Source organism: Rhodococcus sp. WMMA185, from assembly GCF_001767395.1.
In the GTDB taxonomy this organism is placed as follows: Bacteria; Actinomycetota; Actinomycetes; order Mycobacteriales; family Mycobacteriaceae; genus Rhodococcus_F.
This window is the reverse complement of the sequence record NZ_CP017014.1, coordinates 2,407,428-2,423,386: the sequence shown is the minus strand read 5'-3', so window position 1 is coordinate 2,423,386 and position 15,959 is coordinate 2,407,428. Positions and strand designations below refer to the sequence as shown.

The window sequence follows — 15,959 nt, the reverse complement described above, 5'->3', positions numbered from 1 at the left end:
GGAGTTGCCCTCGGGAAGCGGAACGAAGGGGAAGTGAGCTCGATGACGGACACGGGAGCACTGAGAGATGCGCAATGGGCTCGGGATCTGCCTGACGAGCTGAGGTCTGAGCTGCCGTCGCTCGCTGCCGTGTACTTCCGTCATGTCGACCGCGGCGACAGCGACAGCGCGCTCAACCACAATTCGAGTGCGGTACTTGCCGCGCACGTCGCGCTTGCCCTGGACCGTCCGCCGGGGCAAGCAGTGACACGTGTCTACCGCCCGGGTGACGGGCGGGGGCTCGGCGCGTCCTTGCAGATCGTCACCGACGACATGCCCCTGCTCGTGGAATCGATTACCACGCTGCTCAATCGGCTCGGCATCGGCATCAGCGAATTCGTCCACCCCATCATCTCGGTCCGTCGTGAACCGAACGGCTCGCTCTGTGGAATTCTGGCGGGCGACGAGCAAGGCCCCGGCGAGGGGAATGAAGACAAAACCGCCACCAACGAGTCGTGGATCCATGTGCAGCTCGATCCCCGAACGGAACCCGCCGCCCTCGACACTCTCGACGAGAAAGTGGGCGAGGTTCTCGCCGACGTGCGTCAGGTGGTCGTCGACACCGACGCCATGCGCAAACTCGAACGCGATCTTGCCGACGAACTAGAGCGTTCGGCCCCGCGTCCAGGAACGACGAAAGAGGACTTCGAGGACAGCGCCGACCTGCTCCGGTGGATGTCGCACGGCAATTACGCCGCGCTGGGATACCGAAGATTCGAACTTGGTGAGCCGGACAGTTCCGGGGAACGGCGCCTTCATGTCGTTCCGGGCAGCGGACTCGGACTGCTGCGTTCGGACTCGGTCACCGAAGGGCCGATGAGCCTTCCCCCCGCAGCCCAGATCCCCGACCGTCCGCTTCTGGTGCTGACCCAGGGTTCGTTTCCGGCCACCGTGGATCGTGCGGTCTACCCGTTCTTCGTCGGTGTGAGCATCCTCGACGAGGAGGGTGGCATTATCGGTGAGCACCGCTTCCTCGGTGTCTTCACCGTGACAGCCTTCCACGAGAACGTTCTCGACATTCCGGTGATTGCGCGTCGTGTGCGCACGGTGATCGAACGTGCCGGATTTCAGTTGAACTCGTTCTCGGGCCAGGCCATGCTCGAGGTGATCCAGTCGTTCCCCCGCACCGAACTCTTCTCTAGCAGTGCAGACACGCTCTACGACACGGTCACCGCCGTACACAGTATTGGGTTGCGGCGGCAGGTCCGGCTGTTCCTGAGAGAGGACTTCCTCGGCCGCTTCGTCTCCTGCCTGATCTACCTGCCGCGTGACCGATACACGACACAGGTCAGATTGGCGATGCAGGATATCCTCTTGCGGGAGTTCGGCCCCGGGACACTGGAATACACTGCGCGCGTTACCGAGTCGGATCTGGCACTTCTGCACGTCACCATCCGCAAGAGTGTGGGCGAGGAGGGGGAGAAGCTCGATCTCTCGGATGCCGACCGCGAGCGGGTTCAGGGACTGCTCGAGGAGGCGAGCCGGAGCTGGGACGAGCATCTGGGGGATCTTCTGAAGGTCACGCCCGATGCAAATCCAGTTCTGGCGCAACGTTATGCCGAAGTGTTTCCCGAAAGCTACAAGGAGGATTTCGAGGCCTCGCGTGCACTGACCGATCTTGCCCGCTTGGAGGCACTCACCGACGGGGCGATCGATCTGCTCGTCTACCGTCACCCGAATGCTCGACTCGGGCACTGGCGTCTGACCCTGTACGTAGGTGGCGAAGGAATCTCGCTCAGCCAGGTTCTTCCGGTGCTGCAGAGCCTGGGGCTCGAGGTCCTCGACGAACGCCCCTACTCGATTCCCCGACCGGACGGCATGACTTGCTGGATCTACGATTTCGGACTTTCGGTGCCGACCGAACTGCTCCGGTCGTCGGTGGAGGAAGATCTCGATGCCGAGTTGGCAGTGGAGGGCGAGTCGGCAACGCCGCGCCTGCAGCAGAGAGTGACAGAGGCATTCGCGGCTGTGTGGTTCGGGCGGGCGGAAGCAGACCGCTTCAACGAACTCATACTGCGTGCCGGAATGGACTGGCGTCAGGCAGCGATCCTCCGCGCGTACGCAAAGTATCTGCGCCAAGCGGGTTTTCCTTACAGCCAGTTCCACATCGAGGGCGTTGCACTGGCCGACCCCCACTCGGCGCTCGCCCTCGTCGAGTTGTTCGAGGCGATGTTCGACCCCGAGACGCCGTCGCCCGAGCGGGTAGCCGAACTCGACGATCGGCTGAAGAAGTACATCGACTCGGTCGTCAGTTTGGACGCCGACCGGATTCTGCGCGGGTTGTTCGGGTTGATCAAATCCACACTGCGGACCAACTATTTCGTCACGGACGCAGCGGGTGACCGGCGTCCGTACCTGTCATTCAAGCTCGATCCGACAGCGATTCCGGAGTTGCCGAAACCCCGGCCGAAGTACGAGATCTTCGTTTACTCACCCCAAGTCGAGGGTGTGCACCTGCGATTCGGGTCCGTCGCGCGGGGCGGCCTTCGTTGGTCCGATCGGCGAGAAGACTTCCGCACCGAAATTCTGGGTCTGGCCAAAGCGCAGGCGGTGAAGAACGCGGTCATCGTCCCGGTGGGGGCGAAGGGGGGCTTCGTCGTCAAGCATACGAAGCCGGAGTCGGGAGATCCGGCCGCAGACCGAGTGGCAGCACTTCAGACGGGTCAGGACTGCTACCGGATGTTCATCTCCGGACTGCTCGATCTGACCGACAACGTCGACCATGCCACCGGAGCGGTTGTGCCACCCGATCGGGTCGTGCGCCGCGACGGCGACGACCGCTACCTCGTCGTGGCTGCGGACAAGGGCACCGCAACGTTCTCGGATCTTGCCAATTCCGTTGCCGAGCGGTACGACTTCTGGTTGGGCGACGCCTTCGCGTCCGGCGGATCGGCCGGCTACGACCACAAGAAGATGGGGATCACTGCTCGAGGTGCCTGGGAGAGCGTCAAACGGCACTTCCGCGAGATGGGTGTGGACACGCAGACCACGGAATTCACCGTGGTCGGTGTCGGCGACATGAGTGGCGACGTCTTCGGCAACGGCATGTTGCTGAGCAGGCATATCCGACTGGTCGCCGCATTCGACCACCGGCACATCTTCCTCGACCCCGATCCCGACGCCGAGCGGTCCTTCGCGGAACGCACTCGGATGTTCGATCTGCCGCGCTCTTCCTGGGCGGACTACGACAAGAGCGTCATCAGCGAGGGCGGGGGAGTGTGGGATCGGACTCGCAAGGCGGTCCCGATCAGCGCTGCCGCGAGAGCGGCACTCGGGCTCGACACCACCATCACCGAACTCTCACCCCCGGAACTGATTCGTGCAATCCTGCAAGCTCCGGTGGATCTTCTGTGGAACGGCGGGATCGGTACCTACATCAAGGCGTCGACCGAAACCAATGCGGTGGTGGGCGACAAGAGCAACGACGCCGTGCGCGTCGACGGTGTCGACGTGCGGGCCAAGGTTGTGGGTGAAGGCGGCAACCTGGGAGTTACCCCCCTCGGGCGGATCGAGTACAGCCAGAACGGTGGACGGATCAACACCGACGCGATCGACAACTCGGCCGGCGTCGATTGCTCCGACCACGAGGTGAACATCAAGATCTTGCTGGACTCGGTGGTCGGCAGCGGCGAATTGAGCGAGGAAGAACGCAATCCTCTGCTGGCATCGATGACCGACGAGGTTGCCGACTTGGTGCTTGCCAACAACTTCGCTCAGAACAATCTCCTCGGTGTCGCTCGTGCCAACGCGGTGACCAGGCTCAATGTCAATCGACGCCAGATCGAGCACTTGGAGTCGGAGCGAGGACTCGACCGGAAACTCGAGGGTTTGCCCACCGACGATGACATGAATCGCAGAAGGCAAGCAGGCCAGGCACTGACCTCCCCGGAACTGGCCACCCTCATCGCGCATGTAAAACTCGCGCTCAAGGACGATCTCCTGGCGACTGACCTCCCCGACAGCGAGACGTTCGCGCCCCGGCTTCCCCGGTACTTTCCGACCGTGCTTCGTGAGCGTTTCCCGACGGCTATCAAGGCGCATCCGCTGCGCAGGCAGATCGTCGCCACCATGCTCGCGAACGAGACCATCGACAACGCTGGAATCACCTACGCGTACCGCCTGGCCGACGAGGCCGGGGCGAGCAGCACCGATGCCATCCGTGCCTACGCTGCGGTCACCGAGATCTTCGCGCTTCCCGCCGTGTGGGGGAGGATCCGGGCTGCGAACATGCCGGCCGACCTCGAGGACGAGTTGCTGATGGAGGCGAGCCGGGTTCTCGACCGCGCATCGCGGTGGTTCCTGAACAACCGCCCGCAGCCCTTGGCCGTCGGTGCGGAAATCGCCCGGTACTCGGCAGACGTCCGGGCGCTCTCACCGAATGTGCCTGCGCTTGTGAAAGGGCATCAGATCACGGACCTGGAGGCGCGTTCTCGGCCTCTCATCGCGCGCGGAGCGCCCGAGAGCATCGCGTTCGAGGTGTTCCGGCTGTTGGACCTCTTCAGCTTGCTCGATATCGTCGATATCGCAGATATCGCCGAACGCGACATCGACGAAGTGGCTGAGCTGTATTACGAACTCGACGACCATCTCGGGGTCGATTGGCTGCTCAGCGCGGTGTCCAACCTCGCGCGGGGTGACCGTTGGCACTCGCTGGCCCGTCTGGCACTGCGCGACGACCTCTACGGTTCGCTGCGCCAGCTCACGATGGAAGTGCTCAGGGGCGGCGAGACCCATGAGACCCCGCGGGAGAAGATCGACGACTGGGAGTCGACGAACGCGTCGCGGCTGGGCAGGGCGAGGTCCGCCCTCGCCGAGATTTTCGAGTCTGGAACCCTAGACCTGGCGACGCTCTCGGTGGCGGCGCGCCAGATACGGAGCATGGTGCGAGGTGTGGGCACCCGATCGGAGGTATGAGGTTGAGCGAGGGCTATCACGCTGAGGTTGAAGTTCGTTGGTCGGATATGGACGTATTCCAGCACATCAACCACGCCCGAATGGTGACGCTTCTGGAAGAGGCGCGGATTCCATGGTTGTTCGAAGACGATCGCCCGACGGTCAGTTTGCGTGACGGCGCGGTCGTCGCGGATCTGCACGTGCGGTACCGTGGTCAACTTCGCCACGGCGATTCTCCGCTCGATGTGCTGATGTGGGTGGAAAAGGTGCGCGCCGTCGACTTCACGATCTGCTACGAGGTCCGCCCCAAGGGCGTCGACGTCTCGGTTCCCGCCTCGGTCATCGCCTCCACGCAGATCGCGGCGTTCGACGTCGACACCCAGCGGTTGCGCAGGCTCACCGAAAGCGAGAGCGAGTACCTGAAGAGCTGGCAGCGTGTATGAGCGCGTTCTGTCGATCCCGGATCCCACGGAGCGCGGCGATCTCGCCACCTTCCTGAGACGGGTCGTCAGATTGGATGAATCGGCAGTAGTACGGCTCCGGCAGCGTGGCCACGGTCGGCTGACAGTGTGGGCGGAAACCGGCTTCGACGTACTCGCGGTGAGGACCTTCGGCGGGACGATCACCCCGGACGACACGTCCGCGGCGGGCGATCAACTGCTCGCGGCCCTCGAGTCCGGTACGAGTCCGGACATCGATCCGGGGTTCTCGATGGATTCTGCCTGGCGCGGCGCTCTTCCCCCGGCGGAAGGGTTCGTCCACCTCGACGACATCCCGGCCCAAATTCTGGTGGATCTCGCCCAGCGTGGGGCGGCGCTGGCCCAAGAGCACGGCAGTACTCACGGACCTCCGGCTTCGCTACTCGACCAAGAAGTGCTGCATGTAGAGGGTGCGAACCAAAAGGCAGGCGTTCCGATGCGGGTGGTGTTCGCCATCGCCGCGATGGGGTTCATCGTCCGCTCGGGTTCGGGCGAATCGATCGAAGATCCCGCCGGGCCCGGGCGGGTCGATCCCGCCGAACCGGTTCGGGTGCGAGCTACACCCTCGTGGCTGCGGGTGGATGCCCGGTTCGGGTCGGTGTATCGCCGCCGCGGCGGCTCTATCCCGCTGTCGGTGATGCGATAGGTGGCGACGGCAGCCGGGGGCGGCGCGGTGTGCTCAGATCAGCCACGCCGCCGCATTCGGCGGGAGTTGACCGTCGACCAGGGGCGTGCTGGTCAGCAGCACCCCACCGGGAGGCAGAGAGATGGGCACGTCGCCCGCGTTGAGGGCGCAGATCAGCCCGCCGTCCCGGCGAAACGCGAAACAATCCGGTGGGCTTCCGTACCAGTCGACTCCGGGGCCGGCGAACTCGGGACGCAGCGATCGCAACTCCAGTGCGGCTCGGTAGAGGGAGAGCACCGAGTCGACGTCCTCGAGTTGCACCTCGGCCGTGAGTGACGCCCACTCGGGGGGGATGGGAAGCCAGGTCTGATCGCCCGCGCTGAACCCGAACGGGGGCTCGGTGCCTTCCCAGGGGATCGGCACGCGGCAGCCGTCGCGACCGCGTTCGGTGTGGCCGGATCTCTCCCACACCGGATCCTGCAGGGCGGAGTCGGGCAGTTCTACGTTCGGCAGACCGAGTTCGGCTCCGTTGTATAGGAACACGGCACCGGGCAACGCAAGCTCGACCAGTGCCATGGCCCGAGCCCGGTCCGTACCGATGTCCCCACCGTCGTATCGGGTGACCTCTCGTTCGACGTCGTGATTCGACAGGGTCCAAGTCGGGGTACCGCCCACCTGTTCGACGGCGTCGAGTGAGTTCTCGATGGCCTCCCGGATAGCGTCCGCGGAGAACTCGGCTTCGGCGAGTCGGAAGTTGAACCCGAGATGCAGTTCGTCGGGGCGGATGTAGTCGCCGAAGCGCTTGTTGTCGCGAACCCAGATCTCACCCACGGCCATGGTCCCGGGGTATTCGTCGAGAACCTTGCGGATGCCGCGGTGGATGTCGTGGACGGCGGGATTGTCGAATCGGGGGTCGTCGTCCGTGTTCTGCAGCAGCTTGTTGGACGACCAGTCGTGGTCCGGCAGCCCGTCGGGCTTGGCCATCCCGTGGGCGACATCGATGCGGAATCCGTCGATTCCCCGGTCCAGCCAGAATCGAAGGGTCTTCGTGAGATCGTCGGCGACTTCCGGGTTGTCCCAGTTCAGGTCTGGCTGCTCCTTCGCGAAGATATGGAGATACCACTGGCCGGGTTTTCCGTCCGGTTCGGTGATCCGTGTCCACGCTGGGCCGCCGAAGACGCTCGGCCAGTTGTTGGGCGGCTCCGCGCCTGTATCGCCGCGGCCGTCGCGGAAGATGTATCGATTGCGTTCGGGGCTGTCCGGAGATGCTCGCAACGCGGCTTGGAACCACTCGTGCTCGACGCTCGTGTGGTTGGGTACCAAATCCATCGTCACCTTGATCTGACGGTCGTGGGCGGCCTCGATCAGTTCATCCATGGCAGCGAGGTCGCCGAACAGTGGATCGATGTCGCGGGGATCGGATACGTCGTAGCCGTGGTCGGCCATCGGTGAACGCATGACCGGGCTCAGCCAGAGTGCGTCGACACCGAGTAGTTCGAGGTATCCGAGTTTGTCTCGCACTCCTTGCAGGTCACCGATACCGTCACCGTTCGCGTCGGCGAACGAGCGCGGATAGACCTGGTAGAAGACAGCTTCAGACCACCAGGGCGCCGACTGTGTGTCGTCGGCGGGCAATTCGGCAGGAGTGCTCACAACCGTCCATCGTGCCAAAGGTTTGGTCGCGCCACGACTCGAGCGAGTGCGATTGCGCGAGCGGCGGAACCGTCAGAACGGCGAGTTCACCATGGACGCTGCTGCCATGTCCATGTATTCGATGAGTTCGCGGCGGTGTGCGTCGTCGAGGGTCTCGGAGTCGATCGATGCGATGGCCGTGTGCATGCAGCGTAGCCACGCGTCACGCTCGAGTGGGCCGATCTTGAACGGCTGGTGGCGCATCCGGAGGCGCGGGTGGCCACGCTCGTCGGAGTACGTGTGCGGTCCACCCCAGTACTGCTCGAGGAACATCCGCATACGGCGTTCGGCCGGACCCAGATCCTCCTCCGGGTACAGCGGACGCACGATCTCGTCCTTGGCGACTTCTTCGTAGAATCGCGCGGTGAGTCTGCGGAAGGTTTCGGCTCCGCCGACTGCCTCGTAGAAGGTCTGTTGCACATTAGTCATGTCGCCATCCATTGTGCACTGGACCGTGAACGATATGTGAACGCCGCCCCGCGAACGGTCTCTCGTCACCGTCCGTTCACCTGGAGTCCTCCATTCATGTCTGAAATGGACGTGCACGAGCAGGATTTTCGTGGTGCACTAGGTGGCAATCTCCTGGAGGTGGCATGAAGAATCGACACAGCGCTCGCGCACACCGACAACTTGTGCCCACTGATACCCGCAATGCCGGGTCTTCAGGGGCGTTTGCATTACAAGTGATCACCGAAGGCTCCGCGCAGTGCGCAGGGCCTTCTTTCCAGGGCGGGGGCTCGGTTCAACTCTGGATCAAGCGCCGGGTGCTTCTGTTGAACGTCACCTATGAACCGCTTACCGCCCTTCCTGCTAGACGCGCCGTGGTCCTGATGACCTGCGGAAAGGCCGACACCGTCCACGAGGACCCCCAGGCCCCCGTCGTTCACTCGGAGCAGTGGTCGGTTCAGGTACCGTCCGTGATCCGCCTGAGGAATTACGTCCGCGTTCCATATCGTGCGCGCATCCCGATGACTCGCGCGGCCCTCATGCACCGCGACCGGTTCCGGTGCGGCTACTGCGGCGGCAAAGCCGAGACGGTCGACCATGTCGTACCGCGCAGTCGCGGTGGCGAGCATTCGTGGGAAAACTGCGTGGCGTGCTGTGCGCCCTGCAATCATCGCAAAGCCGACAAGTTGCTCAGCGAGCTCGGGTGGACCCTCCGGGCCGCCCTGGTGCCGCCGTCGGGTCCACATTGGCGACTGCTCGCGACCAACAGGGAACTCCACCCGTCCTGGATGCCATATCTAGGTGAAGGCGCCGCCTGAGCGTTCCGTTCACGGCCATCCTCGACGATCCGGCCGGTTCCGTCCTGAAACTTCGGCCCTGACGCTTTCCTTCGCGCGGTTCTGGGCTACCGTTTGCTTCGTGAGCATTCTCGAGACAGTGCTGATATTCGTAGGACTTCCGGCGTTGATCTCCGTCTTCTTCGCGGCGACGGCGTTCGTCGGAAAAAGGACGTCGGGTGCCGTGCCGCCCCCCTTCCGCCTCGGCGAGGAATGGACGCACGCACCGGTGCTGTGGAGCGCCGTCGACGAGGTGACCACCCACGGTCATCACGACGGACACCACGAGGCTCCGGCTGACTCGGCAGATCTGATTGGAGGCTCGGCAAGTGGCAAGTGGTGACGTTATTTCCGCACCCGCAGTATCCGAAAAAAACCTGCCTGTCGGCAGCGCGGTAACCGCGAGTGGTCGCATCTCGGCTGTACACCGAGTCGGCGAACCGTTCGTCGACGATCTACCGTTCGAGACGGACGATCTCGTCCGCCTCGACGTTGCACTCACTGACTGCACTCGCAGGACCAAGGTGCGGTTCAACATCTACATCGGCGATCTCGGTGACGACACCGCGGCCGGCGCGGACGCAATCTTCCCGACGACGCCCGAGGCGGTGAGATCTGTCCTCATCGCGGTCTCCCCGAACCAGCGCACGATCGAGATCCGCAGTGGTCGGGCCGTGGCCGACCGCGTCACCGATGGTGTGGCGCAACTCGGCACTGCGGCAGCCGTCTCTTCCTTCGGGGAGGGCGAACTTGTCGACGGGCTGGTCAGCGCCGTCAATGTGATCGCAAACGCGATCGTCTCGCCCTAGCACGAAAGCTCGCGATCGAATCGCAGGGGAACAAGCGAACCGCATGTTCCCCTGCGATTTTTCTGTCTCCGGATCAGCTGGCGTCGAAATTTCGCGCAGCGAGCGATCGCACGATCCCCGCGCGTCCTTCGAGGACGAGCCGGCGTAGGGCCGGCGGGTGATCACCGGTCAGGAACTTGTCTGCCGCTCCGACGGACTCGTCGCTGATCGACCACGACGGGTACAGGCCGACCACAACGGTCTGAGCGACCTCGCTCGACCGCCTCTTCCACACCGCCGGGATGTCGGCAAAGTAGCGGGCCACGTAGGGCTCGAGAATTTCGGACTGCCCATGACCGGCAAATCCGCCGACGATCGAGCGTGCGGTGATGTTCGGTAGGGAATCGTCGCCGACCACACGATCCCATGCCTGTTCCTTCACCGCGGCCTGTGGCCGGATCGCGGCTGCCGCGGCGGCCAGGCGAGCGCCGGCAGCGGTCGGGTCACGTTGGGCTTCGGCGTCGATGAATGGAGTCTCGACACCGTCGGCGTCGATTTCACCGGCTCCGGCGAGTGCGGCCACGATGCGCCAGCGCAGATCGGTGTCCACGACCAGTCCCGCCAGCCCGACCTTCTCGGGCGAAGCGTCGAGCAGTTCCTGCAGTACCTCGGTGTGCCACGCGGATAACTGCGCGCCGGTCAGCGCGTTCACGTACGCCAACTGATGGTCCGATCCGGCCTCGGCTTCCCTGGCGAGTTCGAGAAGTCGGTTCGCGTGGTCGGGCCAGCCCTGCTCGGTGGCCCAGTCGGGATCCGCGTAGCTGGCGAGTGCCGTCTGTGCTTGCATCAGCAGGCGGGTGACCACACCCACCTCGGTTTCCGCGTTGATACCCCGCTGCACGAGTGCCACGAAGTCGCGTGCCCTGAATTCGGCCTGCCGCGTCATCTCCCAGGCTGCCGACCACACCATCGTGCGGGGAAGTGATTCGGCGATGTCGCCGATCCTCTCGACGGCAGTGGTAAGAGATTCAGGATCGAGTCGTACCGAGCAGTAGGTCAGGTCGTCATCGTTTACGAGGATCAGCTGACCACGATCGACTCCGACGAGCTCGGTTACGTCGGTGCTCTCCGCGGCGTCGAGGTCGAGTTCGACCCGCTTCGTGCGAACGAGTTTGCCATCGCGGTCGGTGTACACGCCGACCGCGACACGGTGAACCCGCCGTTCTCCGGAACCCGGCGCGGCACCGTCCTGCAGTACCGCGAACCGGGTGAACTTTCCGTCCTCGTCTACATCGAAATCGGGGCGCAGGATGTTGAGGCCTGTGGTCTTGAGCCACTGGGCACCCCAGTCCGACAGGTCGCGTCCGGAGGATTTTTCGAGTGCGCCGAGCAGATCGTCGAATGTCGCGTTGCCGAAAGCATGCGCGCGGAAATAGTCGCGAAGCCCGGAGAGGAAGGGCTCGAGCCCGACGTACGCCACGAGTTGCTTGAGGACGGACGCACCCTTGGCGTAGGTGATGCCATCGAAGTTCACCTCGACCGCCTCGAGGTCGGGGATGTCGGCGGCGACGGGGTGCGTCGAGGGCAACTGATCCTGACGGTAGGCCCACGACTTCTCGACATTGGCGAACGTGGTCCACGCGCCGGTGTATTCAGTGGCCTCGCTCTGGCACAGGACTGAGGCGAACGTCGCGAAGGACTCGTTGAGCCAGAGGTCGTCCCACCAGCGCATGGTGACGAGATCGCCGAACCACATGTGCGCCATCTCGTGCAGGACGGTCTCGGCGCGGCGTTCGTATGCCGCCCTCGTCACCTTGGACCGGAAGACGTAGTCCTCGAGGAACGTCACTGCTCCGGCGTTCTCCATTGCGCCCGCATTGAATTCCGGGACGAACAGTTGGTCGTACTTCCCGAACGCGTAGGGCGCGCCGAAGTTGCGGTGATAGAACTCGAAGCCCTGCTTGGTCTCGGTGAACAGGCGCTCGGCATCCATGTGTTCGCCGAGGGATGCACGGCAATAGATTCCGAGGGGGATGGTGCCGTGCTCGTCGGAGTAGGTGTCGGTCCATTCCGCGTATGGGCCCGCGACGAGGGCGACGAGGTAGGTGCTCATCCTCGGGGTGGTGCGGAAGATGTGCCTGCCGGGTTCGGTCGCGGCCGTGTCGACCGCTGCCGAGTTCGAGATCACTTTCCAATCGCCCGGAGAGGTGACCCGTACGTCGAACGTCGCCTTCAGGTCGGGCTGGTCGAAGCAGGCGAACATCCGCTTGGCGTCAGCGGTTTCGAACTGCGAGTACAGATAGACCGCTCCGTCGGTGGGGTCTACGAAGCGGTGTAGCCCCTCACCCGTGTGTGAGTATTCGCAGTCCGCCTCGACCACGAGTTCATTGCGTTCCGCGAGTTCGGCGAGTGTGATGCCGGTGGACTCGTCATAGTCGGAAACGTCGACCGGGGAGCCGTTCAGCGTTGCCGAACGCAGCCGGGCCGCGACGATGTCGACGAAACTGGACGCACCGGGTTCGGCGGCGAATGTGATGGTGGTCCGCGAAGAGAATGTCTCGGTTCCGGGCCGACCGGCCCCGTCGGTCAGGTCGAGTTCGATGAGATAGTTTTCGACGGTCAGCAGTCCGGCTCGCTCGACTGCCTGTTCGCGCGTCAGGTTCGGTGGGGCCACAGAGATCTCCTCGTATTCGGCGGCGGTCATCGCCAAGCTGTACCACTCACTCCGGCTGAGCCGGTCACTCCGGCTGAGCCGGTCATCGTTTTTCTTTCGATTCGGTGCTGCCATCCCACCACGGGTGGGGGGTGGGTGTTAATCGAGCAGGTCGGTCAAGGTCACCTCGGGATCGGCCAGTCGGTCGGGATCGACAGTGGCAGGGGAAGACACCAACTGCTTGATCTCGTCGGTGGCGTCCCAGATGTTGACGTTCATGCCTGCGAGGACGTGGCCCCCTTCGTCGAGCCAGAACGCGAGGAATTCGCGCCCGGGAAGGTCGCCGCGGACGATCACCCGCTCGTACGACTTCAGTGGCACATAGCCCGTGTATTCCATCCCGAGATCGAATTGGTCGGTGAAGAAGTACGGAAGTTGCGCGTACTCGGCACTTCTGCCCAGCATGGTTGCTGCGGCCACCGCCGGTTGGTTGAGTGCGTTCGCCCAATGTTCGACGCGGATCCGCGTACCGAGTCGCGGATGTAATTGAGCCGCGATATCGCCGACCGCGACGACATCTGGGTGGCTCGTCTGCAGACCCGCGTCGACGAGGACTCCGCCGTCGACATCGAGTCCTGCGCGCTCCGCGATCTCGACGTTGGGGGCGGCGCCCACCGCCACGAGGACTGCGTCGGCGGGGAGGACGGTTCCGTCGCCCAGTCGCACGCCGGTTGCTCGCCCTGCTTCGACCGTGATCTCTTCTACCTTCGCGCCGAGGTGCAGACGAACACCGTTCTCACGGTGTAGATCCGCGAATACTCGGCCGATCTCGGGTCCGAGGGAGTTGGTGAGGGGAAGTTCACTTGCTTCTATCACCGCCACGTCGGCGCCCTTCTGGCGCGCGGAGGCTGCCACCTCGAGGCCGATCCAGCCGGCACCGATAATCACCAGGCGCGCGCCGTCGGCGACCGCTTCGATCAGTGCGTCCGATTCGTCGACGCTGCGGAGGTAGTGGACGCCCTCGGCGTCGGACCCGTTGATCGGTGGTCGGCGCGACCGCGAGCCTGTCGCGAGTGCGAGCTTGTCGTACTTCAGCGTGGAACCGTCGGGCAGGGTGACGGTGTGGGCGGCGAGGTCCAGGTCGGTTGCCGTGGTACCGAGCCGCAGGTCCACGTGCTGGTCGCGATACCAATCTCCGTGGTGGACGGTGAATTCATCGAGAGACTTCTTGCCCGCAAAATGCTCCTTGGTCAGGGGCGGCCGGTCGTAGGGGAGATGCTCCTCCTCCGACAGCAGGACGATCGAACCTTCGAAATCTTTGTCACGCAACGCTTCTGCCGTCTTCGCTCCGGCGAGGCCGCCGCCGACGATGACGAATGTGCGAGTGGAGGTCATGAGTGAACGCTCCCTTCTGGTCGACCACTTCGACACTACTGCCGCAAGAGGGGGCCCGCGGGAATTGTTCCCGGGAGGGAGGTGTTGACTTGTGAGACACCGTTAACATCACCGAAGAGGAGCAATTGCGTGAGCAGTGGTGAGGCTAGGACTTCCGAGTCTGGAACCGTCAAGGACACTGCGGACTTCTGGTTCGACCCCCTGTGCCCCTGGGCCTGGATATCGTCGCGATGGATTCTCGAAGTCGCCGAGGTGCGCGACATCGAGGTTCGTTTCCACGTAATGAGTCTGGCGGTGCTCAACGAGGGTAAGGACTTGCCGGAGCACTACCGGGAGTTGGTCACGAGGGCATGGGGGCCTGTCCGCGTGCTCATTGCCGCAGCGCAGAAGCACGGTAACGAGGTACTGCTTCCTCTGTACACGGCGATGGGCACCCGCATCCACAACGAGGGAATCAAAGATCTCTCCGAGGTCGTCGTGAAGTCGCTTGCCGAGGTGGGACTTCCCGCCGAACTCGCCACCGCCGCCCAGTCGGAGGACTATGACGCGGCACTGCGGGAGAGCCACGCAGAGGGCATGGACGCAGTTGGTTCGGACGTGGGAACTCCCACCATCCACGTCAACGGCGTCGCGTTCTTCGGACCGGTATTGTCGCGGATTCCGCGTGGCGAAGTGGCCGGCAAGCTGTGGGACGCGTCCGTGGCGCTGGCCGACTACCCGCACTTCTTCGAACTCAAGCGCACCCGAACCGAGGGTCCAGAGTTCGACTGATGCTCAACCCGGCTGCCCTGCCCCGCGGCGGCGCCTGACTAAAATCACCAGTCATGCGCGTATACCTCGGTGCCGACCATGCCGGATTCGAACGTAAGAACGAGATCATCCAACACCTCACCGCTGCCGGTCACGAAGCCATCGACTGCGGCGCTCACGTCTACGACGCGGTCGACGACTACCCCGCGTTCTGTATCGAGGCGGCTCGCCGTGTCGTCGCAGACGAGGGCAGCCTCGGCATCGTGCTGGGCGGCAGCGGCAACGGCGAGCAGATCGCGGCCAACAAGGTGCCCGGAGCCAGGTGTGCGCTGGCATGGAGCGTCGAGACCGCGAAACTCGCGCGCGAACACAACAACGCTCAGCTGATCGGGCTCGGTGGACGCATGCACACGCTCGAGGAGTCCCTGGCAATCGTGGACGCCTTCCTCGCCGCCGAATGGTCGGGTGAGGAGCGTCATCAGCGCAGGATCGACATTCTGTCGGCGTACGAGAAGACCGGCGTCGCGCCAGCGGTGCCGGAGGCCTGATCGAGCGTGCCTGAGGGGCACACGCTGCATCGGCTGGCACGCCTGCATCAGCGCAGATTCGCCGGTGCGCCCGTGCGGGTGCTCAGTCCGCAGGGCAGATTCGCAGGCGATGCGGCACTCGTCGACGGGCAAGTTCTCGTGAAGTCGGAGGCGTGGGGCAAGCACCTGTGGCACCGATACGAGTCGGGGCTCGTGGTGCATGTCCATCTCGGTCTGTACGGGGTGTTCACGGAGTCGCCGATCCCGATGGAGTCACCGGTCGGGCAGGTCAGGATGAGGATGGTGGGCGCCGAATTCGGTACCGACCTGCGCGGTCCGACGGCCTGTGAGGTCCTTCATCCGCCGCAGGTCGCCGCCATCGAGGCGCGGCTCGGGCCGGATCCGCTGCGCAAGGACGCAGACCCCGAACGGGCCTGGAAGCGCATTTCGGCATCCAAGTCCCCGATCGGGGTGCTACTGATGGATCAGGCCGTCATCGCGGGAATCGGCAACGTCTATCGGGCGGAGTTGCTGTTCCGGCACTCGATCAACCCCGAGCGGCCCGGACGTGCGCTTTCGCGCGCCGAGTGGGAAGAACTGTGGGCCGATCTCGTCGCCCTGATGCAGGTTGGGGTGCGCCGCGGCAAGATGCACGTCGTGCGACCGGAGGACGACCACGGCGATCCCGCGTACGCCAAGGACCGTCCAAGGACCTACGTCTACAGGCGCGCCGGATCACCCTGCAGGATCTGCGGCACAGCAGTCGCGCATTCCGTCCTGAAGGGGCGCAATCTCTTCTGGTGCCCGAGCTGCCAGGCGTCGTGACCGGGCCTGC

At 64.2% G+C, this 15,959-nt stretch carries 13 protein-coding genes; 9 read left to right on the top strand and 4 right to left on the bottom strand.

Annotated elements, in window-relative coordinates; genetic code table 11:
• The first annotated feature begins 42 nt into the window (after window positions 1–42).
• From BFN03_RS10805 to BFN03_RS10795, 3 genes are read left to right on the top strand one after another with little or no spacing between them, the layout of a single operon-like run.
• The gene (locus BFN03_RS10805) at window positions 43–4,953 is read left to right on the top strand and encodes an NAD-glutamate dehydrogenase (protein ID WP_070379003.1); all 4,911 of its coding nucleotides are present in this window, start codon (window positions 43–45) and stop codon (window positions 4,951–4,953) included.
• A complete protein-coding gene (locus BFN03_RS10800) occupies window positions 4,950–5,375 on the top strand; it encodes an acyl-CoA thioesterase (RefSeq protein WP_070379002.1) in 426 nt (141 codons plus the stop codon). The genes BFN03_RS10805 and BFN03_RS10800 overlap by 4 nt, the downstream gene beginning before the upstream one ends.
• On the top strand, window positions 5,368–6,057 hold the full coding sequence (locus tag BFN03_RS10795) for a hypothetical protein (protein ID WP_070379001.1): 690 nt from the start codon (window positions 5,368–5,370) through the stop codon (window positions 6,055–6,057). Before BFN03_RS10800 ends, BFN03_RS10795 begins: the two co-directional genes overlap by 8 nt.
• Before the next feature lie 33 nt (window positions 6,058–6,090).
• Here the strand turns inward: BFN03_RS10795 and BFN03_RS10790 are convergent, their stop codons facing one another.
• A complete protein-coding gene (locus BFN03_RS10790) occupies window positions 6,091–7,689 on the bottom strand; it encodes a glycoside hydrolase family 13 protein (RefSeq protein WP_070379000.1) in 1,599 nt (532 codons plus the stop codon).
• Window positions 7,690–7,761: 72 nt separating this feature from the next.
• A complete protein-coding gene (locus tag BFN03_RS10785; protein ID WP_084385766.1) occupies window positions 7,762–8,157 on the bottom strand; it encodes a globin in 396 nt (131 codons plus the stop codon).
• 254 nt (window positions 8,158–8,411) lie between these two features.
• On the opposite strand from BFN03_RS10785, the gene BFN03_RS10780 reads away from it, so the two are divergent.
• From BFN03_RS10780 to BFN03_RS10770, 3 genes are all read left to right on the top strand, one after another.
• Window positions 8,412–8,993 carry an HNH endonuclease gene (locus tag BFN03_RS10780; protein WP_084385588.1) on the top strand — a complete coding sequence of 194 codons (582 nt, stop codon included), beginning with the start codon at window positions 8,412–8,414 and terminating at the stop codon, window positions 8,991–8,993.
• A 100-nt stretch (window positions 8,994–9,093) separates the two neighbouring features.
• Window positions 9,094–9,354, top strand: coding sequence for an aa3-type cytochrome oxidase subunit CtaJ (ctaJ, locus tag BFN03_RS10775; protein ID WP_070378998.1), 261 nt, complete (start codon window positions 9,094–9,096; stop codon window positions 9,352–9,354).
• Window positions 9,341–9,820, top strand: a complete 480-nt coding sequence (locus BFN03_RS10770; RefSeq protein ID WP_070378997.1) for a DUF5130 family protein — start codon at window positions 9,341–9,343, stop codon at window positions 9,818–9,820. Before ctaJ ends, BFN03_RS10770 begins: the two co-directional genes overlap by 14 nt.
• Before the next feature lie 73 nt (window positions 9,821–9,893).
• On the opposite strand, the gene pepN is transcribed toward BFN03_RS10770, so the two are convergent.
• Window positions 9,894–12,473: an aminopeptidase N gene (gene pepN, locus BFN03_RS10765; RefSeq protein ID WP_070380822.1), complete on the bottom strand. Its 2,580-nt coding sequence runs from the start codon at window positions 12,471–12,473 to the stop codon at window positions 9,894–9,896.
• 138 nt (window positions 12,474–12,611) lie between these two features.
• Window positions 12,612–13,847, bottom strand: a complete 1,236-nt coding sequence (locus BFN03_RS10760; protein WP_070378996.1) for an NAD(P)/FAD-dependent oxidoreductase — start codon at window positions 13,845–13,847, stop codon at window positions 12,612–12,614.
• 129 nt (window positions 13,848–13,976) lie between these two features.
• Between BFN03_RS10760 and BFN03_RS10755 the strand changes: the two genes are divergently transcribed.
• From BFN03_RS10755 to BFN03_RS10745, 3 genes are read left to right on the top strand one after another with little or no spacing between them, the layout of a single operon-like run.
• Window positions 13,977–14,618 (top strand): mycothiol-dependent nitroreductase Rv2466c family protein, encoded by a 642-nt coding sequence (locus tag BFN03_RS10755; RefSeq protein WP_070378995.1) that lies wholly within the window; start codon window positions 13,977–13,979, stop codon window positions 14,616–14,618.
• Window positions 14,619–14,671: 53 nt separating this feature from the next.
• The gene (locus BFN03_RS10750) at window positions 14,672–15,145 is read left to right on the top strand and encodes a ribose-5-phosphate isomerase (RefSeq protein ID WP_070378994.1); all 474 of its coding nucleotides are present in this window, start codon (window positions 14,672–14,674) and stop codon (window positions 15,143–15,145) included.
• Between the two features lie 6 nt (window positions 15,146–15,151).
• Window positions 15,152–15,949, top strand: coding sequence for an Fpg/Nei family DNA glycosylase (locus tag BFN03_RS10745; RefSeq protein ID WP_070378993.1), 798 nt, complete (start codon window positions 15,152–15,154; stop codon window positions 15,947–15,949).
• Window positions 15,950–15,959: the final 10 nt, after the last annotated feature.

Excerpts from the sequence above, each read along its gene's own strand:
- BFN03_RS10805 (WP_070379003.1), top strand. The coding sequence starts at position 43 with ATGACGGACACGGGAGCACTGAGAGATGCGCAATGGGCTCGGGATCTG.
- BFN03_RS10800 (WP_070379002.1), top strand. The coding sequence starts at position 4,950 with ATGAGGTTGAGCGAGGGCTATCACGCTGAGGTTGAAGTTCGTTGGTCG.
- BFN03_RS10785 (WP_084385766.1), bottom strand. The coding sequence starts at position 8,157 with ATGACTAATGTGCAACAGACCTTCTACGAGGCAGTCGGCGGAGCCGAA.
- BFN03_RS10760 (WP_070378996.1), bottom strand. The coding sequence starts at position 13,847 with ATGACCTCCACTCGCACATTCGTCATCGTCGGCGGCGGCCTCGCCGGA.
- BFN03_RS10750 (WP_070378994.1), top strand. The coding sequence starts at position 14,672 with ATGCGCGTATACCTCGGTGCCGACCATGCCGGATTCGAACGTAAGAAC.